The organism is Streptomyces sp. NPDC021212 (genome assembly GCF_044332925.1).
Classification (GTDB): Bacteria; Actinomycetota; Actinomycetes; order Streptomycetales; family Streptomycetaceae; genus Streptomyces.
On sequence record NZ_JBIRPZ010000002.1, the window covers coordinates 756,240 to 777,634 of the forward strand.

General features: G+C 71.4%; 26 protein-coding genes. 16 read left to right on the plus strand and 10 right to left on the minus strand.

All coding sequences use genetic code 11. The features are described from left to right. The first annotated feature begins 81 nt into the window (after positions 1-81). Positions 82-768, plus strand: coding sequence for a polysaccharide lyase family 7 protein (locus tag ACH4SI_RS07590; RefSeq protein WP_398293658.1), 687 nt, complete (start codon positions 82-84; stop codon positions 766-768). Between the two features lie 21 nt (positions 769-789). Here ACH4SI_RS07590 and ACH4SI_RS07595 read toward each other — a convergent pair whose 3' ends face one another. Beyond that, positions 790-1,500 (minus strand): TetR/AcrR family transcriptional regulator, encoded by a 711-nt coding sequence (locus ACH4SI_RS07595; protein WP_398293660.1) that lies wholly within the window; start codon positions 1,498-1,500, stop codon positions 790-792. A 121-nt stretch (positions 1,501-1,621) separates the two neighbouring features. Between ACH4SI_RS07595 and ACH4SI_RS07600 the strand changes: the two genes are divergently transcribed. Together ACH4SI_RS07600 and ACH4SI_RS07605 are read left to right on the plus strand one after the other, a co-directional pair. Then, positions 1,622-2,773, plus strand: coding sequence for an FAD-dependent oxidoreductase (locus tag ACH4SI_RS07600; RefSeq protein ID WP_398293663.1), 1,152 nt, complete (start codon positions 1,622-1,624; stop codon positions 2,771-2,773). Then, positions 2,770-3,495 (plus strand): alpha/beta fold hydrolase, encoded by a 726-nt coding sequence (locus tag ACH4SI_RS07605; protein ID WP_398293665.1) that lies wholly within the window; start codon positions 2,770-2,772, stop codon positions 3,493-3,495. The genes ACH4SI_RS07600 and ACH4SI_RS07605 overlap by 4 nt, the downstream gene beginning before the upstream one ends. Positions 3,496-3,505: 10 nt before the next feature. On the opposite strand, the gene ACH4SI_RS07610 is transcribed toward ACH4SI_RS07605, so the two are convergent. Further along, on the minus strand, positions 3,506-4,402 hold the full coding sequence (locus ACH4SI_RS07610; protein ID WP_398293667.1) for a hypothetical protein: 897 nt from the start codon (positions 4,400-4,402) through the stop codon (positions 3,506-3,508). A gap of 16 nt (positions 4,403-4,418) precedes the next feature. Continuing rightward, entirely contained in the window at positions 4,419-4,784 is a 366-nt protein-coding gene (locus ACH4SI_RS07615; protein ID WP_398293669.1) for a peptidase inhibitor family I36 protein, read from the minus strand. Positions 4,785-4,970: 186 nt separating this feature from the next. On the opposite strand from ACH4SI_RS07615, the gene ACH4SI_RS07620 reads away from it, so the two are divergent. Further along, on the plus strand, positions 4,971-5,963 hold the full coding sequence (locus ACH4SI_RS07620; RefSeq protein ID WP_398293671.1) for an ArsR/SmtB family transcription factor: 993 nt from the start codon (positions 4,971-4,973) through the stop codon (positions 5,961-5,963). 6 nt (positions 5,964-5,969) lie between these two features. On the opposite strand, the gene ACH4SI_RS07625 is transcribed toward ACH4SI_RS07620, so the two are convergent. The 3 genes from ACH4SI_RS07625 to ACH4SI_RS07635 form a co-directional block, all read right to left on the minus strand. Continuing rightward, complete coding sequence (locus ACH4SI_RS07625; RefSeq protein WP_398293673.1) at positions 5,970-6,521, minus strand: hypothetical protein; 552 nt, start codon at positions 6,519-6,521, stop codon at positions 5,970-5,972. 112 nt (positions 6,522-6,633) lie between these two features. Then, positions 6,634-7,365, minus strand: a complete 732-nt coding sequence (locus ACH4SI_RS07630) for an SDR family oxidoreductase (protein WP_398293675.1) — start codon at positions 7,363-7,365, stop codon at positions 6,634-6,636. 2 nt (positions 7,366-7,367) lie between these two features. Then, on the minus strand, positions 7,368-7,784 hold the full coding sequence (locus ACH4SI_RS07635; protein ID WP_398293677.1) for a cupin domain-containing protein: 417 nt from the start codon (positions 7,782-7,784) through the stop codon (positions 7,368-7,370). Positions 7,785-7,887: 103 nt separating this feature from the next. On the opposite strand from ACH4SI_RS07635, the gene ACH4SI_RS07640 reads away from it, so the two are divergent. Beyond that, positions 7,888-8,367, plus strand: a complete 480-nt coding sequence (locus ACH4SI_RS07640) for a GNAT family N-acetyltransferase (protein WP_398293679.1) — start codon at positions 7,888-7,890, stop codon at positions 8,365-8,367. Positions 8,368-8,385: 18 nt separating this feature from the next. Here the strand turns inward: ACH4SI_RS07640 and ACH4SI_RS07645 are convergent, their stop codons facing one another. After that, on the minus strand, positions 8,386-9,231 hold the full coding sequence (locus ACH4SI_RS07645; RefSeq protein ID WP_398293681.1) for an EamA family transporter: 846 nt from the start codon (positions 9,229-9,231) through the stop codon (positions 8,386-8,388). 7 nt (positions 9,232-9,238) lie between these two features. Next, positions 9,239-9,826 (minus strand): MarR family winged helix-turn-helix transcriptional regulator, encoded by a 588-nt coding sequence (locus tag ACH4SI_RS07650; protein WP_398293683.1) that lies wholly within the window; start codon positions 9,824-9,826, stop codon positions 9,239-9,241. A 99-nt stretch (positions 9,827-9,925) separates the two neighbouring features. On the opposite strand from ACH4SI_RS07650, the gene ACH4SI_RS07655 reads away from it, so the two are divergent. Further along, positions 9,926-10,708, plus strand: a complete 783-nt coding sequence (locus ACH4SI_RS07655) for an MBL fold metallo-hydrolase (RefSeq protein ID WP_398293685.1) — start codon at positions 9,926-9,928, stop codon at positions 10,706-10,708. Then, positions 10,705-11,310: a DedA family protein gene (locus ACH4SI_RS07660; RefSeq protein WP_398293687.1), complete on the plus strand. Its 606-nt coding sequence runs from the start codon at positions 10,705-10,707 to the stop codon at positions 11,308-11,310. The genes ACH4SI_RS07655 and ACH4SI_RS07660 overlap by 4 nt, the downstream gene beginning before the upstream one ends. 156 nt (positions 11,311-11,466) lie before the next feature. Here ACH4SI_RS07660 and ACH4SI_RS07665 read toward each other — a convergent pair whose 3' ends face one another. Beyond that, a complete protein-coding gene (locus ACH4SI_RS07665) occupies positions 11,467-13,104 on the minus strand; it encodes an FAD-dependent oxidoreductase (protein ID WP_398293689.1) in 1,638 nt (545 codons plus the stop codon). Between the two features lie 161 nt (positions 13,105-13,265). Here ACH4SI_RS07665 and ACH4SI_RS07670 point away from each other — a divergent pair, with 161 nt between their 5' ends. From ACH4SI_RS07670 to ACH4SI_RS07710, 9 genes are all read left to right on the plus strand, one after another. Continuing rightward, positions 13,266-14,426 (plus strand): SchA/CurD-like domain-containing protein, encoded by a 1,161-nt coding sequence (locus ACH4SI_RS07670; RefSeq protein WP_398293691.1) that lies wholly within the window; start codon positions 13,266-13,268, stop codon positions 14,424-14,426. A 64-nt stretch (positions 14,427-14,490) separates the two neighbouring features. Next, complete coding sequence (locus tag ACH4SI_RS07675; protein ID WP_398293693.1) at positions 14,491-14,898, plus strand: cupin domain-containing protein; 408 nt, start codon at positions 14,491-14,493, stop codon at positions 14,896-14,898. Beyond that, on the plus strand, positions 14,895-16,157 hold the full coding sequence (locus tag ACH4SI_RS07680; RefSeq protein WP_398293695.1) for a beta-ketoacyl-[acyl-carrier-protein] synthase family protein: 1,263 nt from the start codon (positions 14,895-14,897) through the stop codon (positions 16,155-16,157). The genes ACH4SI_RS07675 and ACH4SI_RS07680 overlap by 4 nt, the downstream gene beginning before the upstream one ends. Then, positions 16,154-17,428 (plus strand): ketosynthase chain-length factor, encoded by a 1,275-nt coding sequence (locus ACH4SI_RS07685; protein ID WP_398293697.1) that lies wholly within the window; start codon positions 16,154-16,156, stop codon positions 17,426-17,428. The genes ACH4SI_RS07680 and ACH4SI_RS07685 overlap by 4 nt, the downstream gene beginning before the upstream one ends. Beyond that, entirely contained in the window at positions 17,428-17,685 is a 258-nt protein-coding gene (locus ACH4SI_RS07690; protein ID WP_398293699.1) for an acyl carrier protein, read from the plus strand. The genes ACH4SI_RS07685 and ACH4SI_RS07690 overlap by 1 nt, the downstream gene beginning before the upstream one ends. 1 nt (position 17,686) lies before the next feature. Further along, positions 17,687-18,151 carry an SRPBCC family protein gene (locus ACH4SI_RS07695; RefSeq protein WP_398293701.1) on the plus strand — a complete coding sequence of 155 codons (465 nt, stop codon included), beginning with the start codon at positions 17,687-17,689 and terminating at the stop codon, positions 18,149-18,151. Between the two features lie 4 nt (positions 18,152-18,155). After that, positions 18,156-18,479: a TcmI family type II polyketide cyclase gene (locus ACH4SI_RS07700; protein ID WP_398293703.1), complete on the plus strand. Its 324-nt coding sequence runs from the start codon at positions 18,156-18,158 to the stop codon at positions 18,477-18,479. 337 nt (positions 18,480-18,816) lie between these two features. Further along, positions 18,817-19,422, plus strand: coding sequence for a hypothetical protein (locus ACH4SI_RS07705; RefSeq protein WP_398293705.1), 606 nt, complete (start codon positions 18,817-18,819; stop codon positions 19,420-19,422). Positions 19,423-19,530: 108 nt separating this feature from the next. Next, a complete protein-coding gene (locus ACH4SI_RS07710; protein WP_398293959.1) occupies positions 19,531-20,259 on the plus strand; it encodes a class F sortase in 729 nt (242 codons plus the stop codon). A gap of 67 nt (positions 20,260-20,326) precedes the next feature. On the opposite strand, the gene ACH4SI_RS07715 is transcribed toward ACH4SI_RS07710, so the two are convergent. Next, positions 20,327-21,394: a methyltransferase gene (locus ACH4SI_RS07715; RefSeq protein WP_398293707.1), complete on the minus strand. Its 1,068-nt coding sequence runs from the start codon at positions 21,392-21,394 to the stop codon at positions 20,327-20,329. Position 21,395: the final 1 nt, after the last annotated feature.

The following is a 21,395-nucleotide window of genomic DNA, read 5'->3' on the forward strand; positions in this document are numbered from 1 at the left end:
ATCGCGTTCATCGATATGGACACGTCATCACCCTGGCCCTACGTTGCCTTGGTCCGGACCACGACGACTGGAGGTGGGCACATGCCCGCGTTACGCATGCGGGTCAGGGTGGGCGTCGCCGTCGGCGCGCTCATGGCCGCGCTGACGGGAACGGCGACCGCGCACGGAGCGACGGCGACGGCGGCGGCCGACCCGACCGACGGCTGGACGCGGAAGTCGTACACGTACAGCATGCACAAGCCGTACAACCTGGATCTCAGCGAGCGCTACAGCTACAACTCCGGCACCAAGACCCACACCATGTGGGTGAACGCCACCGACAAGCCGTTCGAGGAAGGCAGTTCGACCAATCCACGCACCGAGATGCGCTGGAAGAACGACTACACCTCGGGCAAGCACATGTGGGACGCGGACGTGTACGTCCCGTCCGGCACCAACGGCGCGGACATCATGCAGATCCTGCGCACCCGGCGCCCGTCCGGGACCCCGGCGACCGACATCATGTTCCGGGCGTCCAGCGCGAACGGCGGCACGCTCAAGCGCTACACGAACGAGGTCATCAAGACCGGGATCTACGACACGTGGTGGAACCTGAAGGTCGCCCACGACGCGAGCGCCGGAACGATCAAGGTCTACGCCGACAACAAGCTGGTCCTGACCACCGAGGACCGGGGCGAGGCGACTCGCTACTTCAAGAACGGCGTCTATCACCACGGTTCGGGCAGAGCCGAGGCCCGCTTCCGCAACGTGCGCTACTGGACCCAGTAGAGCCCGTACGTCCCGACGCTCCTACAGCGGCGTCGGGACATCCGGCACGGGAGTGTGCGCCGCGCCGTTGATCAGCACGTGGAAGCCCCAGACCAGCCGCTCCTGGGGAGACCCCGAGAGCAACCGGGCGCCGAGAGCGGCGATGCGCGGATGGGTCCGCTCCGAGGCGCCCATCACCCCGGCGGCCATCGCCTCCCAGTCCTCCTCGTTGTTGCGGTCGTCGTCCGGGCCCCGCCAGGCGTGCTCGGCGGCGGTCGCGGTGCCGAACTGGAGCAGCGCGTCGATCAGCCACGCCGCCCGGTCCGGCGCGACGCCGCCCTCGTGCAGCAGCGCCAGCACCGCCTCCGTGAGGTTCAGGAAATTCTTGCCGAAGGGGCGCGCGGCCACGGCCGAGCGGGCCAGGCCGGGGTGCTCGAACAGCAGCTCCGTGTACGACATGAGGATCCGCACCAGCCGCTCGCGCCAGTCGCCGTCGGCGGCGGCCGGGCCCAGGTCGACCCCGGCGAGCAGTTCGTCGAGGACCGCCGCGTGCAGCTCGGCGGTGTTGCGGACGTACACGTAGAGCGAGGCGGGCCCGGTGTCCAGCTCCCGCGCCAGCCGGCGCATGGTGACGCGCTCCAGCCCCTCGGCCCGCATGAGGTCGACGGCGGTGGCGACGATCCCGTCTCGGGTCAGGGCCGGTTTCGCCGGACGTTCACGGCGGCTCTGGCGCGCGGCGGAGTTCCCTGTCATGGGCTCATGCTATCCGCTCGGGAACGCGTTCGTGACGAACACGTTTGCCACGAACATGTTCGTTCCCTTACTCTCCTCCCATCCGGCATGACAGGGAACCGCTCCACCGGGGAGGCGACGTATGTCCACGGGTACGACCACCGCGCCCACCATCGCGATTGTCGGAGCAGGGCTGGGCGGGCTGACGCTGGCGCGCGTCCTGCACACCCACGGCATCGCCTCGACCGTCTACGAGAGGGACGCGTCGCCGACCACCCGCGACCAGGGCGGCACGCTGGACCTGGACGAGGAGTCCGGACAGCGCGCGCTGGGCGCCGCCGGGCTGCTCGACGAGTTCCGGGCACTCAGCCGCCCCGAGGGCGCCGAGCTGCGGCTGCTCGCCAAGGACGGATCCACCCTGTTCCACGAGCCCGCCCCGGAGGGCGGCGGCGACCGCCCCGAGATCGACCGGTACGCGCTGCGGGGGCTGCTGCTGGATTCGCTGCCGAGGGGGACGGTCCGCTGGGGACGCAAGGTGCGCGCGGTCGCCGTCGCCCCGATGCGACGCCCCACGCTCACCCTGGACGACGGCGGGACCGTGGAGGCGGACCTGCTGGTCGGCGCCGACGGGGCCTGGTCGAGGGTCCGGCCGCTGCTGTCCGGCGCCCGGCCGGTCTACTCCGGGGTGACCCTGATGGACGGACAGCTGGAGGACGTCGACACCCGGCACCGCGCCCTCGCCGCACGCGTCGGCCACGGCACGATGTTCGCCCTCGGGGACGAGAAGGGGGTGATCGCGCAGCGCATCGGCGGGGAGCGCATCCGCGTCTACAGCACCGTCAAGGTGCCCGAGGCGTGGGCCGATGCGGAGGATGACGCCACGAAGGGCGTCCTGGACCTCTTCCCCGACTGGGACGACACGCTGCGCGCACTGATCGCCGACAGCGACGGCCCCCTCGTACCCCGGCCGCTCTACGCCCTGCCCATCGGACACCGCTGGGACCGGGTTCCCGGCGTCACCCTCCTGGGCGACGCCGCCCACCTGATGTCCCCCTTCGCCGGCGCGGGCGCCAACCTCGCCATGCTGGACGGCGCCGAACTCGCCCGGGCCATCGCCGCCCACGACGACCTGGAGACGGCGCTGACCGCCTACGAAACGGCCCTCTTCCCGCGCAGCGAGACCCAGGCCGCCGTCTCGGCCGCCAACCTCGACGACTTCCTCCGACCCGACGGCCTGCGCCGCGCGCGGGACCGCTTCACCTCATACGCAGCATCAGGAGACGACACCCGATGACCACCACCCACCCGCCTGTACCGCTCCAGCCCTATCCCGGCCTTCCGCTGACCCTGACGGACGTGGGCGAGGGACGGCCCGTCCTGCTGCTGCACGGCGGCGCCGGTCCGGCGAGCATGACCGCGATCGCGGACCACTTCGCGGCCGGCCGCCGGGTGCTGACCCCCACCCACCCGGGCTGGGACGACACCGCCCGGCCCGACTGGTTCGCCGGAGTGGACGCCCTCGTGGAGACCTATCTGGACCTGCTGGACGACCTCCAGTTGCACGATGTCCTGGTCCTCGGCAGCTCCTTCGGCGGGTGGCTCGCCGCCGAGATGGCCGTACGCGACCGGGGCCGCCGCCGCATCGGGCGGCTGGTACTGATGGGGGCCATCGGACCGCAGGTCCCGGGGCACGAGGTGCGGATGCCGACCCAGGCGCCCAACACCCCGGGCCCGTCCCCGGAAGCCATCCGCACCATGCTGGCCTACACCGGCCCGGCCATGGCCGACCCGAAGCTGCTGCACCGCCTCGGCCGCGTCGCGGTGCCCACCCTGGCGGTGTGGGGCGAGGACGACGCCGTGGTCACCCCCGACTTCGGCCGCGCGTACGCCGCCGCCATCCCGGACGCCCGCTTCGAGGTGATCCCCGAAGCGGGCCACCTCCCCTGGCGGGAGGCGCCGGACGCCACGTTCGCCGCCATCGACGCGTTCGTGGCCGCCGGAGACGGACCGGCCTGACCAGGTCCGACTAGGTGTCGGTGGCGCGTCGTACGGCCGCGTCCCGCAGGGTGCGCAGCCGTACGAGGCCGGGCCGCCGGTCGCCCGCCACCGCCTTCTCCGCGCGCTTCTGCGCCTCCGTGACCGTCCGCGCGAGACCGGTTTCCCGCTGGCAGTCCGCGTCCTGCCGGGAGAGCCTCAGCTCGTGGCGGGCGACGGTGCGGAGCCCGCCCCGGTCCGCCACGGCTCGACGGAGCCGGTCGCCCACGGAGGTCCGTGGATCGTCGAGCGTGCCGGCCCGGACGCCCGCGTGGCGCATGCAACTGCTCCATCGGTGCTGGGCCTTCAGGTATCGGGAATCCTTGTGTACGGCGGACACGACCTGGTTGGCCATCACCTGGTAGGTGTTGTAGAGGCGCTCGTAGTCGGCTCCGTACAGCTTCTCGCGGGCCTTGGTGAGACACGCGTCGGTGTTGTAGAAGAACTCCTGCTTCCCGGGCAGCCGGACATGGACGCGGTGCGGCGTCGTCCCGAGCAGGGCCTCGCGCCACTCGCGTTCACCGGAGCGGGCTTTGTTGGGGTCACGGGGCATCCGCGTGTTGAGCTGCGCACTGGTGATGCCGTAACCGTCCTGGCGGGCTTGGTCGGTGGTGAGGAGCCCGTACGGATTGCTGTCCTGGGGGTCGGTACGGCCGGTCGCGAGACCCTCCGGTTTGTAGACCTGGCCACGTTGCCGCATGCAGTCGGCGATGAGGCGCTCGTTGGCGGCGTGCAGGGCTTCTCTCGCGTGCGGACCGTAGGAGAGGGCTCCGCCGAAGGGGCGCGGCAGCACGGGGTCGGAGGGGGTGCCGCCGGAGTTGGCGCATCCGGCGACACCCAGGACCCCGAGGAGCAGCGTCGCGCAGGCGGCGTTGATTCGGTTCCTCATGGCGCGGATTCGCCGATCAGCACCAGTAGTTGGACGAGATGTGCGGCAGGTTGGAGCCGATGGTCGCCCATCCCGTGCCACGGTTGAGCCGGTAGCCGACGCCGCCGTGGTACGTGCCGGTGTAGACGGTCACATTGCACTGTGTGCCGTTGTTGTACAGCGAACCGCCCTGAATGTAGTAGAAGTACGCGTATTGAGTGAGGTTGTCGTTGTCCTCCCAGACCCGCTGCGGTGTGCCGCCGGTGTAGTTCGCCCCCGCGTAGGCACACAGCGCACCCGAGCTACAGCCGGACGGCGCGGCCTGCGCGACGGGCGCGGCCACGACCGCCGCGGTGGCGAGCCCCGCCGCGGCGGCGAGCACGGCCATGGATCGACCAAACATGCGATTTCTCCTGTCAGTGATGATCTCGGACCGTTCTTCGCACTTCGAACGGGCACCCCCATAAGGGCCGAAACAAGACTGTCCGAGCGGCCGCGACAGCGGCAACGTCTTCCCACGGACGTGGGAAGAGGGAGGTCAGCGCATAGGGGGAACCGCCCGACCACCCCACGCCGGAAAGGCAGGGGCATGCTCAGGATTCATTTCACCAGCGACGACCTGGCACGGATCACCCTGGCGACGGGAGCTGATCCGCTGTGGGAAGTGCTGCTGAGTTCGTACCGACTGCGACGCAAGGAAGGGGCCGTGACCTTCGGGCCGTGGAAGCGTGACGTCGTCCGGCGTGCGGGTCCGGAGGCCCGGGTGCTCTCCGCGCTGGCGCCGCTGAGAGGTTATGCCGTCGACTTCCTGACCCCCGCGGGCACCGGTTCCTCCTTGTCCGCCGGTGCGGAAGCCCTGCGGCGCACTCCGCGCACGCGATTACGCAACGATCTGGCGGAGCTTGCCCGGCGGCACCCCGGGCGCCCCTTCCCGCGATGGACGCGCGGGCTCGCGGAGGGGGCGCCCGAGGCCGTGGCACTCGTGGCGGACGCGGTCACCGGATACTTCGCCACGATGCTCGACCCCTTCTGGAGCCGCGTCGAGGCACAGGTGGACCACGATCGCTCCCGGCGCGTGCGGGCCCTCACCGAACGCGGCTGGGAAGGCGTGCTCGCCACGCTGCACCCCTCGGCCTCCTGGAGCTACCCGGTACTGGAACTGGCCTTTCCCGCCGATCACGACATCCATCTGGACGGGCGTGGCCTGGTCCTCCAGCCGTCGTTCTTCTGCTGGGGCGCCCCCACCACCCTGCTCGACACGGGGTTGCCTCCGGTGCTGATCTATCCCGTCGAACGTGACCTCAACTGGCTGGCTCCGACCCGTTCGACGTCACAACAGGCCCTCTCCGCCCTGCTGGGCACGACCCGCGCCCGCGTGCTGGAGGCCGTGGCCGTGAGCGCCTGCACGACCACCCAACTCGCCCAGCGCATCCGCACCCCCCTGCAGACGGCCAGCCACCAGGCCGCCGTCCTCCGCGAAGCCGGGCTGATCACCAGCCGACGCCACCGCAACTCCGTGATTCACACGGCCACGTCTCTGGGCCGGTCGCTCCTCAACGGCCGGTGCGGCCTGACCTCCTGACCCGGCTCAGCCAAAGGGATGCGACTTCGTGCTCTTGACGATGGCCACCCGGGGGTTCTCCGGTACGGGGCTCCCGGGATCCCGGGCGGTGAGTTCGGTGGGCCACGAAGTCCCCGGATACAGGCCGACCACTTCGCTCTTCATGCGCACCGTCGCATCGAATCCTTGCGGGCCGGTGACGCGGACGGCGACGTCATAGAACGCGCGTTGGTCGCCATGATTGGTGATCTTCACCGGCACCGTCAGGGCCGATCCGCTGCGAACGGGCTTGAAGACCGTCACGTCTCCCCGGGTCATCAGGGGATGTGAGAAGACCTCGCTCTCCTTGCCCTCCCCCGGCGTGACCGGAACACCGCTGGGAGCCGCCGCGGCCCGTTCTCGGCCTGCCTCCTCCTGCGCCCGCTGCAGGGCCGTCTGGGCGGTGGGAGAGCTTCCTGCCGTCGATGCGGAAGGTTCGGGTGATTCCTCGACCTTCGACGGCGGTTTCGTGGCGGCGCTCGCTCCGCCCCCGTCGGCGCCGCAGGCGGTGGTGAGGATGCCTGCCGACATCATCAGCACGGTCAGGGTGAGTAAGGAACCACATGAAAGCGGCCTGAGCTTACCCACATCTCGGCCGGGGGCGGCGGGGCTTGCCGGTTGCGTGGGAGCCCCGCCGCGCGAGGGGACCGGGTCAGGAGAGCCAGTCGGTGTAGTGGGTGGGGGCGAGGCGGGCGTCGCCCTTGGTGGTGAGGGCGTCGCCGCGGACGGCGGCGAACATCCCCGCGGAGTCGTCCAGGACGACCTCACGGCTGTCGGAACGCGCGCTCAGGGTGACCCGGCCGAGTTCGTCGAGGGTGAAGACGTCGGGGCCGCCGATGTCGCGGGTGCCGTTCAGCGGGGGGCCGGCGGCGACTTCGGCGACGGCGTCGGCGACGTCCTGCGCGGCGATCGGCTGGATGGGGGTGGCGGGCAGGCGGACGGTGTCGCCCTCGGTGGTCCAGGACAGAACCGCGTCCATGAACTCCATGAACTGGGTGGCGCGGACGATCGAATACGGGATCGGCCCGGCCTTGAGGATGTCTTCCTGGAGGACCTTGGCCCGGTAGTAGTCGAGTTCGGGCACCAGCTCCGCGCCGACGATCGACAGAATGACGGCGTGCCGCACACCGGCTTTGTGGGCGGCGGCCAGAAGGTTGTCCATCGAGGTCCGGAAGAACGCCGCGGAGGCGTCGTCGAAGGTCGGGGAATTCGTCAGGTTGACGGCGACTTCGGCACCGGACAGCGCCTTCTCCAAACCCGTTCCGGCGATGATGTCGACGCCGGTGGACTGCGAGCACGGCACGGCCTCATGGCCCGCCGCGTTCAGGTTCTTGACGACCTTCGATCCGATCAGGCCGGTACCGCCGATAACTGCGATCTTCATGGTCACCTTCCTTTTCGAGGAGCGCGCCGGTCCTTGCGCCGGGCCAGTTCCTCGTCGTCCACCAGGGTCAGCATGGGCCGGCCCGGTGCGCACATCATCGTCACGAGGAAACGGCTCCAAGAGTCCGTTCGGTTGTTCCCGTCCTGGTAGTGGATGACGTCGCCGCCCGGCTCCCAGAACGACTCTCCGGCCCTGATCACCCGCTCCGGCTCGCCTTCCAGCTCGAAGAGCATTTCCCCTTCGAGCATGTATCCGAATGCGGGGCCGGAGTGCCGGTGCGGAGGGGTGCCCGGATCTCCCGGCGGGAATTCGACGAGGACGGTCATCACCTCGGCTCCCTCCGGGACGAAGGGCGGCTTTGCCGTCTGCAGCGTGGTCAGTGCCGTCTTCCATGCGTCGGACCGTGGTTTCTTCGACATGATTCCTCAGTAAAGACCGCCAGTGGCCTTCTGGCCGTGACGACCCGCGCGAGCATTTTCTCGGTGGGGATCGGTGCAGCCTTATCGGTGCAGACTTGAGGACATGAGCGGACCCAGGGTGCGACTGCGGGCGGTGAAGCGGGACGATCTCGCGGTCTTCTTCGACTATCACCGGGACGCGGAGGCCAGCCGGATGGCGGCCTTCACCGCCGAGGACCCGGACGACCGGAGGGCCTTCGTGGAGCGGTGGGACCGGATCCTCGGCGATGACACCGTGGTTAAGCGGACGGTGCTGTACGACGAGCGGGTGGCCGGGAACGTGCTCGGGTTCGAGCAGTACGGCGATCCGTCCGTCGGCTACTGGATCGGGCGCGAGCACTGGGGCAAAGGGATCGCCACCCGCGCGCTGGCCGCGTTCCTGGAGGAGGTGTCGCTGCGCCCGCTGTACGCCCGGGTCGCCGCGGACAACGCCGGTTCCCGGCGGGTGCTGGAGAAGTGCGGGTTCCGGGTCGCGCGGGAGGAGCGGGCGTACGCGGCGGCGCGGGGCCGGGAGATCGGCGAGCTGGTGCTGGTCCTGGGGTGAGTGCCCGGCGGCGGGCGGTCAGCCCAGGGCGATGAGCGCCAGGGCCGCCCCCGCGCCGAGCAGCCCGGCCGCCTGGGGCCGGGTGATCCGCTCCCGCAGCACGGTCAGGGCCAGCAGCACCGGCACCGCCGGATAGAGCGCGGAGAGCACGACGGCGACCGACAGCAGCTCCTGCCGCGTGGCCAGCAGATAGAGGACGATGGCGAGCGTGCCGAGCGCGCCCGCGCCGGCCGCGGTGGCGGCGGCCCGCCGCGGCAGCCGTACGGACGCGCCCATCGCGGGGAACAGGGCCAGGATGACGGCCACCGACGCGGCACGGCTGACGGCTATCGGCCACCACGCGGCGCCGGCGGGGATGCGGGCGAGCGCGAAGAACTGCACGGCGAGTCCGAGCCCCGCGACGAGGGCCAGGGCCGAGGGCGCGGCACGCGCCTCGGTGCGCGCATGCGCCCCGGTGCCGCCGCGGGAGATCAGCCAGAGGGCCGGGAGTGCCAGGGCGATGCCGGTCAGGGCCGAGGGCGAGGGGCGGTCACCGAGGAGGGCGATTCCGGCGGCCACCGGCACGCCGACCGCCGTGATGTCGCTGACCGGGACGACCACGCTCATCGGGCCGGTGTTCATCGCCCGGTACAGGCAGGCCACCCCCACACCCGTGCCCACTCCCGACAGCACGCCCCAGGCCAGGGCCGAGGGCGGGGCGGGGGCGGCGTGGGTGAGGAGTACGGGGACCAGGCTCACCGCCGTACCGGACGTCTGGGCGCAGGCGGCGACGGTCACACCGTGGTGGCGGCGGGAGATCAGGCCGCTGACGAAGTGGGTGACGCCGAAGCACAGCGCGGAGGTGAGGGCGAGCAGTTCACCCATGGCGGGCTCACTCCTCGGGTGCCCGGCCCGCGGCCTCGCGTTCGGCGGCCGCCGCCCGGTCCGCAGCGCCGACCGGGCAGGGGGCGCCCTCGTGGGTGCAGGCGTCGCGGTCGCACATGCGGCACATCCGATCGGCCGCGCCGCACCCCTGGTAGAGGCCGTCGAGCAGCTTGGCCAGCAGCCGGCCGAGGTCGCGCACCTCGGTCCGGTCCAGGCCGTTGAGCACCCCGGCGAGATGGGAGGTGCGGGCGGTCAGCAGGTGTTCGGCGGTGCGGCGGCCGTGGGAGGTGGGGTGGACGCCGGTCCAGTTGCCGACCGTACGCCGCCGCTCGACCAGACCGGACCGCTCGAGACCGTCCACCATCCGCACCGCGGCGGACTGGGTCAACCCCACCCGACGGCCCAGTTCGGTCACGCTCACGCCGGGATCGGCATGCAGGACGATCAGGGCGGCGGCCGCGCTCATGCTGAGGCGGGAGGCGGCGGCCGGGGCGGTGAGCAGGTCGTCCGTGACGGCCAGCGCCGCGGCTCCCAGCAGATTCGCCACGCGCTCGATGCCGGGTTCGGTGTCCGTAACGGAAGGAGAGATATGCATGACTCATGCATGCCCTGTTGCGGGTGACCGCAATCAGGAACCGCCGGAGTGAGAGGATCGGACCGGACGGTGTGGTACGTGCGCGACGGGAGGCACCGCGTGTCGTTGGAGATCACCTGGTGGGGGCATGCCACCGCGACCGTGCGGAACTCCGGCGTCACGGTGCTGACCGATCCCCTCTTCGCACGGCGGCTGGCCCATCTGCGCCGCCGCCGCGGACCCGTGCCACCGCCGGAGGCGGCGGTGGCGGACGTCGCGCTCGTCTCCCATCTGCACGCCGACCATCTGCACCTCGGCTCGCTGGCCCGGCTGTGGCCCGGCACCCGGCTGGTCGTCCCGTACGGCGCCGGGCGGGCCGTGCCGGGGCTGCGGCGGGTGGCCGCGGCGGGCGAACTGCGGGTCACCGAGGTGCGGCCGGGCGACGAGGTGTCGGTCGGCGACGTACGGATCCGGGCCGTGCCCGCCGCCCACGACGGCCGGCGCCTGCCGTTCGGCCCGCACCGGGCGCCCGCGCTCGGATACGTGCTGCACGGCGAGTCCACCACGTACTTCGCGGGCGACACCGGGCTGTTCGACGCGATGGCGGACGCGGTCGGCCCGTGCGACGTGGCCCTGCTGCCGGTCGGCGGCTGGGGCCCGTACCTGGGCCACGGCCACCTCGACGCGGGCCGAGCGGCCGAGGCCCTGGCCCGGCTGGGGGCGCGCAGCGCGGTGCCGGTGCACTACGGGACGTACTGGCCGATCGGGCTCGACGCGGTGCGGCCGCATGAATTCCACGCGCCGGGGGACGACTTCGTCCGCCACGCGGGGCGGCTGGCCCCCGACGCCTCGGTGCACCGGCTGCGGCACGGGGAGTGCGTGCGGCTGGAGCCCGCCAGGTGATAGGCGAACTGGCGCGCCTGCCGGCCGAGTCGACCCAGCAGGCGGTGGGCTATCCGTCGCTGTTCCTGTTGGTGGTGCTGGGGTCGCTGGTGCCGGTGGTGCCGACCGGGGCGGTGGTCAGCTCCGCCGCCGTGGTGGCGATCCATCAGTCCTCGCCGCTCTCGCTGCTGTTCGTCTTCGGCGTCGCCGCGCTGGCCGCGTTCCTCGGGGACCTCGCGCTGTACTGGCTGGGGCGGCGCGGGGTGCGGTCCAAGAACGGCTCGCGGTGGCTCACGCGCATCCGCGACCACGCGGCGCCGGATCGGCTCGACCAGGCCACGGCGAGGCTGGGCGAGCACGGGGTGGCGGTGCTGGTGCTGTCCCGGCTGGTCCCGGCGGGCCGGATCCCGATCATGCTGGCCTGCCTGCTGGGCCGCTGGCCGCTGCGGAGGTTCGCCCGCGGGGCGGGGCCGGCGGCGCTGGCGTGGGCCGGGACGTACGAGCTGATCGGGCTGTTCGGCGGGTCGCTGTTCCGCGAGCCGTGGGAGGGGGTGGTGGCGGCCGTGCTGCTGACGGTGGCCGTCAGCGTTGCGCCGGGCGTTTGGCGTCGGGTGCGGCGGTAGTGTGCGGGGGCTCCGCCCCCGCGCCCCCGCCGGGGCTCCGCCCCGGACCCCGGTCCTCAATCGCCGGACGGGCGTGATTCGGTGCAGATCCGCCCTCGGCCGCGGGTCACCTCCCGTTCCGGGGGCTCAGGAGCAAGCCCCCGGAACCGGGCGCCGTCAGGCGCCCAATCGCAATACCTCCCGCAAGACCTCCGTCAGCAGCGCGTACGGGTCCGACGCCGCGCGTTCCGCGCGCCAGGCCACGAAGCCGTCGGGGCGGACCAGGACCGCGCCGTCGGGGGCCGTGCCGTGGAGTTCGGACCAGTCGGTGCCGGGCTCGGGGGCCAGTTCGTGGTCGGGGTCGGTGCCGACGCGGTAGCAGTCGAGGGGGACGCCGAGGGCGTCGGCGGCGCGGCGGCCCGCCTCGTGCCAGGCGGCGCCGCCCGAGCCGGTGAGCAGCACGCAGTGGCGCTCGTACAGGTCGAGGGTGGAGAGCCGGACGCCACAGCGGTGGACCCACATGTGAGGGGCGCGGCTGCCGGGTTCGGCGGAGATCTCGAAGCGGTCGGGGACGGCCGGGGCGGCGGGGTTGGCGCCGAGGACCGCGCCGTTCACGTAGCGGTAGCCCATGGCGACGGCCATGACGTTGCTCTGCGGGCCCGCGGTGGGCGGTGCGGAGTAGCCGGGGTGGCTGTGCTCGGCGGAGCGGGAGGCGGCCCGGGCGCTGGTGGCCCGGGCGACGGGCTGCCGTTCGGCGCCGTACGTCTCCAGCAGGCCGGGCCCGGCCCAGCCGCCGAGGACGGCGGCGAGCTTCCAGGCGAGGTTGTGGGCGTCCTGGATGCCGGTGTTGGAGCCGAAGGCGCCGGTGGGGGACATCTCGTGGGCGGAGTCCCCGGCGAGGAAGACGCGGCCGGAGCCGTAGCTGTCGGCCACCCGCTCGGCCGCGTGCCAGGGCGCCTTGCCGGTGATCTCGACCTCGAGGTCCGGCACGCCGACGGCGGTCCGGATGTGCTGGACGCAGCGTTGGTCGGTGAACTCCTCCAGGGATTCGCCGCGCTCGGGGTGCCAGGGGGCGTGGAAGACCCAGTGCTCCTGGTTGTCGACGGGCAGGAGCGCCCCGTCGGCCTCGGGGTTGGTGAGGTAGCAGGCGATGAAACGGCGGTCGCCGACCACGTCGGCCAGCCGCTTGGCGCGGAAGGTGATGGACACGTTGTGGAACAACTCGCCGCGTCCGCTCTGGCCGATGCCGAGCGCCTCGCGCACCGGGCTGCGGGGGCCGTCGGCGGCGATGAGGTAGTCGGCGCGGACCGTGGAGCGGGTCTCGGTGCGGCGGTCGAGGACGACGGCGGTGACACCGTCGTCGTCCTGCTCGAACGAGAGCAGCTCGGCGCCGAAGCGAAGGTCGCCGCCGAGGTCCTGGGCGGCCCGGAGCAGGACGGGTTCGAGATCGTTCTGGCTGCACAGACACCATGCGGAGGGGCTGATACGGGCGGCCTTGCCGCCCGGGTCGATCTCCCGGAAGAGCCAGTTGTGCTCGGCTCCGGCGAGCGACGGGGTCTGCAGGATCCCGTGGTTGTCGGCCAGGACCGCCGCCGCCTCGCGGATCGCGGACTCCACCCCGGCGGTGCGGTACAGCTCCATGGTGCGGATGTTGTTCCCCCGCCCGCGCGGGTGGTGGGAGGTCGCCGGATGCTTCTCGACGAGCAGGTGGCCGACCCCCAGACGGCCCAGGAACAGTGAGGCGGACAGGCCCACCAGGGAGCCGCCCGCGATGAGGACGGGCACGCGTGTCGCAGTGTCGGCAAGACGGTTCATCTTGCTGCTATGCCCGGTGTTTCCGGGGCCGTTCGGGGCCTTGACTAGGCGTTCCCTCAGATGGCTCACAAATCTCGCGCCATACGTGGGAGCGCCCCACGATCGGTCTGACGGGCGGCGTGTCCCAAGGAAGGACGCCGCCTCATGAGGAGGAGTGGAACATGAGCACCCTGCCCCGGACTCCACAGCCCACCACGACACCACCCATGACCACGCAGTCCTCGCTGACCGACTCGCGGCTGCGTGTGGTGCTGCTGCTGGATGTGCGCAGCGGTGCCGAGGAGCGGTTTCTGCGTGCGTATGACGAGTTGTGCCAGCAAGTGGCCTCGGTTCCGGGGCATATCAGCGACCAGTTGTGCCAGTCGATCGAGGACCCCTCCAAGTGGCTGATCACCAGCGAGTGGGAGAGCGCCCCGCCCTTCCTGGCCTGGGTGGACAGCGAGGCGCACCGGGAGATGGTCAAGCCCATGCACGGCTGTGTGGAGGACACCCGGTCGCTGCGGTTCGGCATCCTGCGGGAGACCGACCATCGGGACCGGGGGACGACGTCCGCACGGGGCCGGCTCCAGACCGCGCCGCGGGTCGGTGACGGGATCGTCCGGCACGCCTTGACGTTCACCGTGAAGCCCGGCGCCGAGAAGGACGTGGCGGCCATCCTGGCCGACTACACCTCCCCCGAGGCGCGGGTGGACGACACCACGCGGCTGTGCCGGACCTCCCTGTTCATGAGCGGTAACCGGGTGGTTCGGGCCGTGGAGGTGAAGGGCGACCTGGTGGCGGCGCTGCGCCATGTGGCACGGCAGCCGGAGGTGCGGGCGGTCGAGGAGGCCATCAACCCGTATCTGGAGGAGGCCCGCGATCTGGACGACCCGGAATCGGCACGGGAGTTCTTCATGCGTGCGGCACTGCACGCGGTTCACCACCAGGCGACGAGGAACGCGGCCGACGCGTCGGAGCCCGCGGGTGCGGTGCGCCGTCACGCACTGCTCTACCCGGTCAAGGAGGGCTGCGGCACGGCCGTCGTACAGTTGCTGGCCCGCCAGGACGAGCTGGCGATGACGGATGGCGCCGGGTGTCCCCTGGTGAGCAGCACGATCTTCCAGCACGAGGACCTCGTCGTCCGGATGGTCGACATGACGGCGCGGCTGGACCGGGACCCGGCCCTCGCGGTCGGTGTCGGCGGCAAGCGTGCCGCGGCCATGATGAGCCGCCTCATCGATCACGGCCCGGACCGGGACCTGTCCCACGAGGACGGACTGCGGCGCTTCCTCGCGGACTGCGACATGGAGCCGGTCACCGACCGCCGGTCGGCGGACTACTGACGTTCCACGCTCCCCTTACCTCCTTCACGTCCCCTGTCACGTTCCCTGTCCGGAGGCACCGATCATGACCACGCAGTCCCCCCACATCGTCGACCTCGCCGACGTCGCTCACAACACGCGGCGCGGCGGCGATCTGCGCGCCATGCTCACCCCGAGCACGGTGGGCGCCACCAGCGGCTTCATGGGTCTGGCCCTCATGCGGCCGGGTGAGCGCATCGGTGAGCACTACCACCCGTACTCCGAGGAGTTCGTGTTCGTCGTCTGCGGTGACCTGGAGGTGGACCTGGACGGGACCGCGCACCCGCTGCGCCCCGACCAGGGCCTGCTGATCCCCCGCGACATGCGGCACCGCTTCCGCAACGTCGGTGACACCGAGGCCCGGATGGTCTTCCATCTGGGCCCGCTGGCTCCCCGTCCCGAGCTGGGGCACGTGGACACGGAGGCCACCGAACCTGCCGAGGCGTCATCGTGACGCGACGGGTGGCGATCACCGGGCTCGGCGTGGTCGCACCGGGGGGCGTGGGTGTTCCGGCCTTCTGGGACATGCTCACCGCCGGGCGTACGGCGACGCGCGGTATCACGCTCTTCGACCCCGCGGGATTCCGTTCGCGGATCGCCGCCGAGTGCGACTTCGATCCGGTGGCCGCCGGGCTGACCACGGAGCAGGTCGAACGCTCCGACCGGTACGTGCAGTTCGCGCTGGCGGCGTCCGGGGAGGCCGTGCGGGACGCGGGTCTCGAGACCGGCGTCGGCGACCAGTGGCGTACGGGGGTGTCGCTGGGCACCGCGGTCGGCGGGACCACCCGGTTGGAACACGACTACGTCGAGGTCAGCAACAAGGGCGAGTCGTGGAACGTGGACCACCGGCGGGCCGGGCCGCATCTGCACCGGGCGTTCTCGCCCAGCGCGCTGGCCTCCGGGGTGGCGGAGCTGATCGGCGCGCAGGGGCCGGTGCAGACCGTCTCGACGGGCTGCACCTCGGGTCTGGACGCGATCGGGTACGGCTTCCAGGCGATCGAGGAGAACCGGGCCGACGTGTGCGTCGCGGGCGCGGCGGACTCGCCCATCTCCCCCATCACGGTGGCCTGTTTCGACGCGATCAAGGCGACCTCGGCCAACAACGACGACCCCGAGCACGCGTCGCGGCCGTTCGACGCGCGCCGCGACGGCTTCGTGCTGGGCGAGGGCTCCGCCGTGCTCATCCTGGAGGAGCTGGAGCACGCCCGCGCCCGCGGCGCCCGGATCTACTGCGAGATCAGGGGGTTCGCCACCTACGGCAACGCGTACCACATGACCGGGCTGACCCGGGAGGGCCTGGAGATGTCCGAGGCCATCGACCACGCGCTCGGCCACGCCCGGGTCAACAGCTCCGACATCGACTACGTCAACGCGCACGGCTCCGGCACCCAGCAGAACGACCGCCACGAGACGGCCGCCGTCAAGCGCTCGCTGGGCGACCACGCGTACCGGACGCCGATGAGTTCGATCAAATCCATGGTGGGGCATTCGCTGGGCGCCATCGGGGCCATCGAGATCGTGGCCTGCACCCTGGCCCTCGCGCACGGCGTGGTACCGCCCACGGCCAACTACGAGAATCCCGACCCCGAGTGCGACCTGGACTACGTACCGCGCACCGCCCGCTCCCTGCCGCTGCGCCATGTGCTCTCGGTGGGCAGCGGGTTCGGCGGCTTCCAGTCCGCGGTGGTGCTCAGTCATGGGGGTGCGTCATGAACGCGACAGTGAAGACGGCGAGGAAGGCCGCGACCGACCGGCACGTCCGGGGCGCGGTGATCACCGGAATGGGGATCGTGGCGCCCAACGGCGTGGGGACGGACGCCTTCTGGAAGGGCGTACGGGAAGGGATCACCTTCCTCGACCGGCTCACCCGCGAGGGCTGTGAGGACTCCCCGCTGCGGGTCGCGGGCCAGGTCCGCGGTTTCGAGCCGGGATCGGTGATCGAGGAGCGGTATCTCGTCCAGACCGACCGCTTCACCCACTTCGCGATGGCCGCGGCCGAGCTGGCGCTGGACGACGCGAGGCTGCCGCGCCGGAGCATGTCGCCGTACGCGGTGGGTGTGGTGACCGCGTCCGGCTCGGGCGGCGGCGAGTTCGGCCAGCGCGAGCTGCAGCAGCTGTGGGGCAAGGGGCCGCGCTATGTGGGCCCGTACCAGTCCATTGCCTGGTTCTACGCGGCCAGCACCGGTCAGATCTCCATCCGCGGCGGGTTCAAGGGCCCGTGCGGGGTGGTGGCCAACGACGAGGCGGGCGGCCTGGACGCCCTCGCGCACGCCTGCCGGTCGATCCGTCACGGGGCGGACGCGATCGTGGTGGGCGCCGCCGAGGCGCCGCTCGCCCCGTACTCGGTGGTCTGCCAGCTGGGGTACGAGGAGATGAGCCTGGCCCGGGAAGCGGGCCGGGCCTATCTGCCGTTCACCGCCGACGCCTGCGGCTTCGCGCCGGGCGAGGGCGGGGCGATGCTCATCGTCGAGGAGGAGGGCGCGGCGCTGCGCCGGGGGGCGCGCGTGCGCGGCCGGATCCTCGGCCACGGCGCGACCTTCACCGGCCCGTCGATGTGGGAGCGGTCCCGGGAGGGCCTGGCGCAGGCCATCCGCGTCGCGCTGGCCGAGGCCGGGTGTGCCCCGGAGGAGATCGACGTGGTGTTCGCGGACGCCATCGGCACCCCGGAGGCGGACCGTGCCGAGGCCCTGGCGATCGCCGACGCGCTCGGCGCCCATGGCGGCCGGGTGCCGGTGACCGCCCCCAAGACCGGCTTCGGCCGGGCGTACTGCGCGGCTCCGGTCCTGGACGTGGCGGCCGCGATGCTCGCCATGGAACACCGTGTCGTGCCGCCCACCCCGTACGTCACCGACGTATGCCACGACCTCGACCTCGTCACCGGCAGCTCCCGCGCCACCCACCCGCGGACCGCGCTGGTGCTGAGCCGAGGGCTCATGGGTTGCAACGCGGCGCTCGTGCTCCGCGGCCCGGAAGGAGATATGTGATGCCCAGTCAACTGTCCTACGGCGACCTGGCCTCGCTCATGAAGCGCTGTGCCGGACTGACCGTCGACCCGGAGCAGATGCGCACCCGGCCGGACTCCACCTTCGAGGAGTACGGGCTGGACTCGCTCGGCCTGCTCGCGATCGTCGGCGAGCTGGAGAACCAGTACGGCACCCCCATCGAGCCCGGCGCCGAGAGCAGCAAGACGCCCGGTGACTTCCTCGACGTCATCAACACCTCACTCACCTCGGGAGCATGAGATGACCGGCCACACCGACAACGAGATCCTGATCAAGGCCCCCATGGACCTCGTCTGGGACATGACGAACGACCTGGAGAACTGGCCTGACCTCTTCAGCGAGTACGCGTCGGTCGAGGTGCTCCAGCGGAACGGGGACACCGTCACCTTCCGGCTGACCATGCACCCCGACGAGAACGGCAAGGTGTGGAGCTGGGTCTCCGAGCGCGAGATGGCCCGCGATGTGCGGACCGTATGGGCGCGCCGGGTGGAGACCGGGCCCTTCGCCTTCATGAACATCCGCTGGGAGTACGAGGAAGAGCCCGAGGGCACCCGGATGCGCTGGACCCAGGACTTCGAGATGAAGCCGGACGCGCCGGTCGACGACGCCGGAATGACCGAGCACATCAACCGAAACTCCAAAATCCAGCTGGAGCTGATCCGGGACAAGATCGAGCAGCGCGCCCGCGCGCGGGTCGGGGCGTGAGGAAATGCACCGTGAACTGATCGTGGCCCGGATGAAGGAGAATGCGGCGGACGACATAGCCGCCGTCTTCGACGAGTCGGACCGCAACGGGGAACTGCCGCATCTGATAGGCGTGCGGGGCCGAAGCCTGTTCCAATTCGGCGATGTCTATCTGCATCTGATCGAGGCCGACAGGCCACCGGGCCCCCAGGTCGCCCAGGTGGCCGCCCATCCGGAGTTCCACGCCATCAGCGAACGGCTCTCGGCGTATGTGCGGGCCTACGACCCGGAGACCTGGCGCGAGCCGAAGGACGCGATGGCCCGGGAGTTCTACCGCTGGGAGGCGTGAGGAACCGGGCCGGGCGAGGGCCCGGCCCGTTTTCGTACGCGCTCCTCGAACGGGCTGTTTTCGAACCGGCTGCCGCACGCACGCGGAAGCCGGTTTCGGCGTTTTTGCGGAGCCGGAAATCCTGTCGTCCAATCAGATGAATGACCATCAGCCCGTTCGCGCGGCGAAAGAGTGATCCACGACCCGAACTCCACTCGGAGGGCTTACATCCGTCAGATTTGCTGGCCGCGTCAGGTGGCAGCAGAGCCCTCCTTCGCTGACGGTGGTTAAGACGCCGACGCGATCCCTTTGTCTGGCAAATGGTCAGTAATCGCGCCGGTGCCGGAAGGAATGACTCATGCGATCTACTCGCGCACTCTTCGCCGGGGCGGCGATTGCCGCCACCCTGACCCTGGGCGCCTCCTCCGCCGCGTTCGCTGCCGACGTCTCGGACCCGGGCGGTCACGGCGGGTACTCGAGCAGCCAGGAGTCCTCCGAGGACGGCTACGGTCAGAGCGGCAGCTCCTGGAAGGACAAGGACAAGGACCAGAAGGAAGAGCAGGGCAAGGAAGAGCACGGCAAGGAAGACCACGGCAAGGAAGAGCCCAAGGGCAAGGACGAGGACCCCAGCGAGCACGACTGGTCCAGCAGCGACCCGTCCAAGGGCAAGGACGAGGACCACGGCGACCACGACTGGTCCAGCGACCCCTCAAAGGGCAAGGACGAGGACCACGGCGACCACGACTGGTCGGGCAAGAAGGGCGACTGGTCCGGCAAGAAGGGCGACTGGGACGGCGGTTCCTGGAAGGGCGGGGAGAAGCCGAAGGGCGGCGTCCACACCGGTGGTGGCGGCCTGGCCGACACCGGCAGCGGCATGGCCGCCGGTTCGGTTCTGCTCCTCGGTGGTCTCGGCGCCGGCGCCTACGCCCTGCGTCGCCGCAAGCCGTCCGGCACCGCCATCTGAGCCTGACGCTTCTGAAAGAACCCGTGCTGCCGTGGCACCACCGCTCGCTTCGGCGGAGGTGCCACGGCAGCGCCACGGACGGGCGCTGTGAGAAAGGCGAACACCCGCATGGGCAACCAGGGCAAGCAGGGCGGTACTGACAGCAACACCCGCACGCTCCGATGGGCCGCGGCATCGGCTCTCATCGGTGTCTTCCTGATCTACAACTCGGTCGACGCGTCCTCCCAGTCCTCCTCCCCGGTGGCACCGGCCACGCCCGCGGTCACCGCCTCCGAGGCGGATTCGCAGCCGGAGACGGCGGAGGTGCCCACGGAGGGGTACGACTCCCAGGCGCCGGCGGCCAAGCCCGCGTCCCGGCAGGGGCCCGCGCTGCCGCCGTCGGTCCCGAGCCGGCTGGACATCCCCTCGATCGGCGTGAGCGCGCCGTTCACGCCGCTGGCGCTCAACTCCCAGGGCACGCTTGTCCCGCCGCCCGACACCGACAACAACCTCGTCGGCTGGTACCAGGCCGGCCCCTCCCCCGGTGAGCGCGGCAACGCCATCGTGGCCGGACACGTGGACACCAAGACCGGCCCCGCGGTGTTCGCCATGCTCAGCTCCCTGAAGGCGGGCGCCAACGTGACCATCACCCGCGACGACGGCATCCTCGCCACGTTCGTCGTCGACAAGGTGCGGACGTACGAGAAGAAGGACTTCCCGGACCGGCAGGTGTACGGGGACACCGACGACGCCCAGCTGCGCGTGATCACCTGTGGCGGTGCGTACGACCACACCGCGAAGGACTACACGGCCAACGTGGTGGCGTTCGCCCACCTCACCTCGTTCCGCTGGGCCTGAGCCCACACCGGAACCACGAAGGTGCCCGCACTTTGCGGGCACCTTCGTTCGTTGTGCGCACCGGCGGCTAGCCGGGCACCGTGCTGTCGATGGCGTGCAGATACGAGTTGACGGGACGGCTCTCGGTGACGTTCAGCCCGGCCTCGGTCATCCGCGTCACCAGGCTGTCCGTGGTGTGCTTGCGACCGCCCACGTTGAGCAGCAGGAACAGGTCCATGGCCGTGGTGAACGAGGAGCGGCTGTTGTCGATGAGGTTCTCGATGACGAGGACCCGGGCACCGGGCCGCGCGGCCGCGACCACGTTGGCGAGCGTGCGGCGGGTGTTCTCGTCGTTCCATTCCAGGATGTTCTTGATGATGTAGAGATCGGCCTGCACCGGGATCTCCCGGCGGCAGTCGCCCGGCACGAGCGCGGCCCGGTCCGCCAGCGCGCCGCCGTCCCGCAGCCGGGCGTCGGCTCCCGCCACCACCTGCGGCAGGTCCAGCAGGGTGCCGCGCAGATCGGGACGCCGCTCCAGGAGGCTGGCCAGCACATGGCCCTGGCCGCCGCCGATGTCGGCGACCTCCTTGATGCCGTCGAGGTCGATGAAGGCCGCGACATCGGCCGCGGACTGCCTGCTGGAGGTCGTCATCGCCCGGTCGAAGACCTCTGCCGACTCGGGCGCGTCCTCGTGCAGATAGGTGAAGAAGTCCTTGCAGTAGAGGTCGTTGAAGACGACGCCGCCCGAGCGCACCGCCCGGTCGAGCCGCGGCCACACCTCCCAGGTCCACGGCTCGGTGCACCACAGGGAGATGTAGCGCAGGCTGCGCGGGGCGTCCTCGCGCAGCAGCCGGGACATGTCGGTGTGGACGAAACGACCGTCGTCGGTCTCGGCGAAGATCCCGCAGCAGGCCAGGGCGCGCAGCAGGCGGCACAGCGGGTCGGGTTCGGCGTCCACCGCGGCGGCGAGTTCGCCGACGGAGGTGGGCTGCTCCCCCAGCGCGTCGGCGACACGCAGCCGGGCGGCGGCGCGTACGGCGGCGGCCCGGGCGGCGCCGAAGGCGATCTCCCGCAGCTGCATGGCCGCCGCCTGGGACGTGGCGGCCGGGGTGCCGGGGCCGGTGCCGTCGGGGGCGGGGGTGGCGGTGGTGGTCATG

Coding starts and splice junctions, on each gene's coding strand:
- ACH4SI_RS07665 (WP_398293689.1), bottom strand. CDS start 13,104: ATGAACCGTCTTGCCGACACTGCGACACGCGTGCCCGTCCTCATCGCG.
- ACH4SI_RS07700 (WP_398293703.1), top strand. CDS start 18,156: ATGCACCGTGAACTGATCGTGGCCCGGATGAAGGAGAATGCGGCGGAC.
- ACH4SI_RS07715 (WP_398293707.1), bottom strand. CDS start 21,394: ATGACCACCACCGCCACCCCCGCCCCCGACGGCACCGGCCCCGGCACC.
- ACH4SI_RS07620 (WP_398293671.1), top strand. CDS start 4,971: ATGCTCAGGATTCATTTCACCAGCGACGACCTGGCACGGATCACCCTG.
- ACH4SI_RS07645 (WP_398293681.1), bottom strand. CDS start 9,231: ATGGGTGAACTGCTCGCCCTCACCTCCGCGCTGTGCTTCGGCGTCACC.
- ACH4SI_RS07705 (WP_398293705.1), top strand. CDS start 18,817: ATGCGATCTACTCGCGCACTCTTCGCCGGGGCGGCGATTGCCGCCACC.
- ACH4SI_RS07695 (WP_398293701.1), top strand. CDS start 17,687: ATGACCGGCCACACCGACAACGAGATCCTGATCAAGGCCCCCATGGAC.
- ACH4SI_RS07590 (WP_398293658.1), top strand. CDS start 82: ATGCCCGCGTTACGCATGCGGGTCAGGGTGGGCGTCGCCGTCGGCGCG.
- ACH4SI_RS07605 (WP_398293665.1), top strand. CDS start 2,770: ATGACCACCACCCACCCGCCTGTACCGCTCCAGCCCTATCCCGGCCTT.
- ACH4SI_RS07615 (WP_398293669.1), bottom strand. CDS start 4,784: ATGTTTGGTCGATCCATGGCCGTGCTCGCCGCCGCGGCGGGGCTCGCC.
- ACH4SI_RS07670 (WP_398293691.1), top strand. CDS start 13,266: ATGAGCACCCTGCCCCGGACTCCACAGCCCACCACGACACCACCCATG.
- ACH4SI_RS07685 (WP_398293697.1), top strand. CDS start 16,154: ATGAACGCGACAGTGAAGACGGCGAGGAAGGCCGCGACCGACCGGCAC.
- ACH4SI_RS07635 (WP_398293677.1), bottom strand. CDS start 7,784: ATGTCGAAGAAACCACGGTCCGACGCATGGAAGACGGCACTGACCACG.
- ACH4SI_RS07640 (WP_398293679.1), top strand. CDS start 7,888: ATGAGCGGACCCAGGGTGCGACTGCGGGCGGTGAAGCGGGACGATCTC.
- ACH4SI_RS07600 (WP_398293663.1), top strand. CDS start 1,622: ATGTCCACGGGTACGACCACCGCGCCCACCATCGCGATTGTCGGAGCA.
- ACH4SI_RS07595 (WP_398293660.1), bottom strand. CDS start 1,500: ATGACAGGGAACTCCGCCGCGCGCCAGAGCCGCCGTGAACGTCCGGCG.
- ACH4SI_RS07690 (WP_398293699.1), top strand. CDS start 17,428: ATGCCCAGTCAACTGTCCTACGGCGACCTGGCCTCGCTCATGAAGCGC.
- ACH4SI_RS07710 (WP_398293959.1), top strand. CDS start 19,531: ATGGGCAACCAGGGCAAGCAGGGCGGTACTGACAGCAACACCCGCACG.
- ACH4SI_RS07630 (WP_398293675.1), bottom strand. CDS start 7,365: ATGAAGATCGCAGTTATCGGCGGTACCGGCCTGATCGGATCGAAGGTC.
- ACH4SI_RS07610 (WP_398293667.1), bottom strand. CDS start 4,402: ATGAGGAACCGAATCAACGCCGCCTGCGCGACGCTGCTCCTCGGGGTC.
- ACH4SI_RS07650 (WP_398293683.1), bottom strand. CDS start 9,826: ATGCATATCTCTCCTTCCGTTACGGACACCGAACCCGGCATCGAGCGC.
- ACH4SI_RS07675 (WP_398293693.1), top strand. CDS start 14,491: ATGACCACGCAGTCCCCCCACATCGTCGACCTCGCCGACGTCGCTCAC.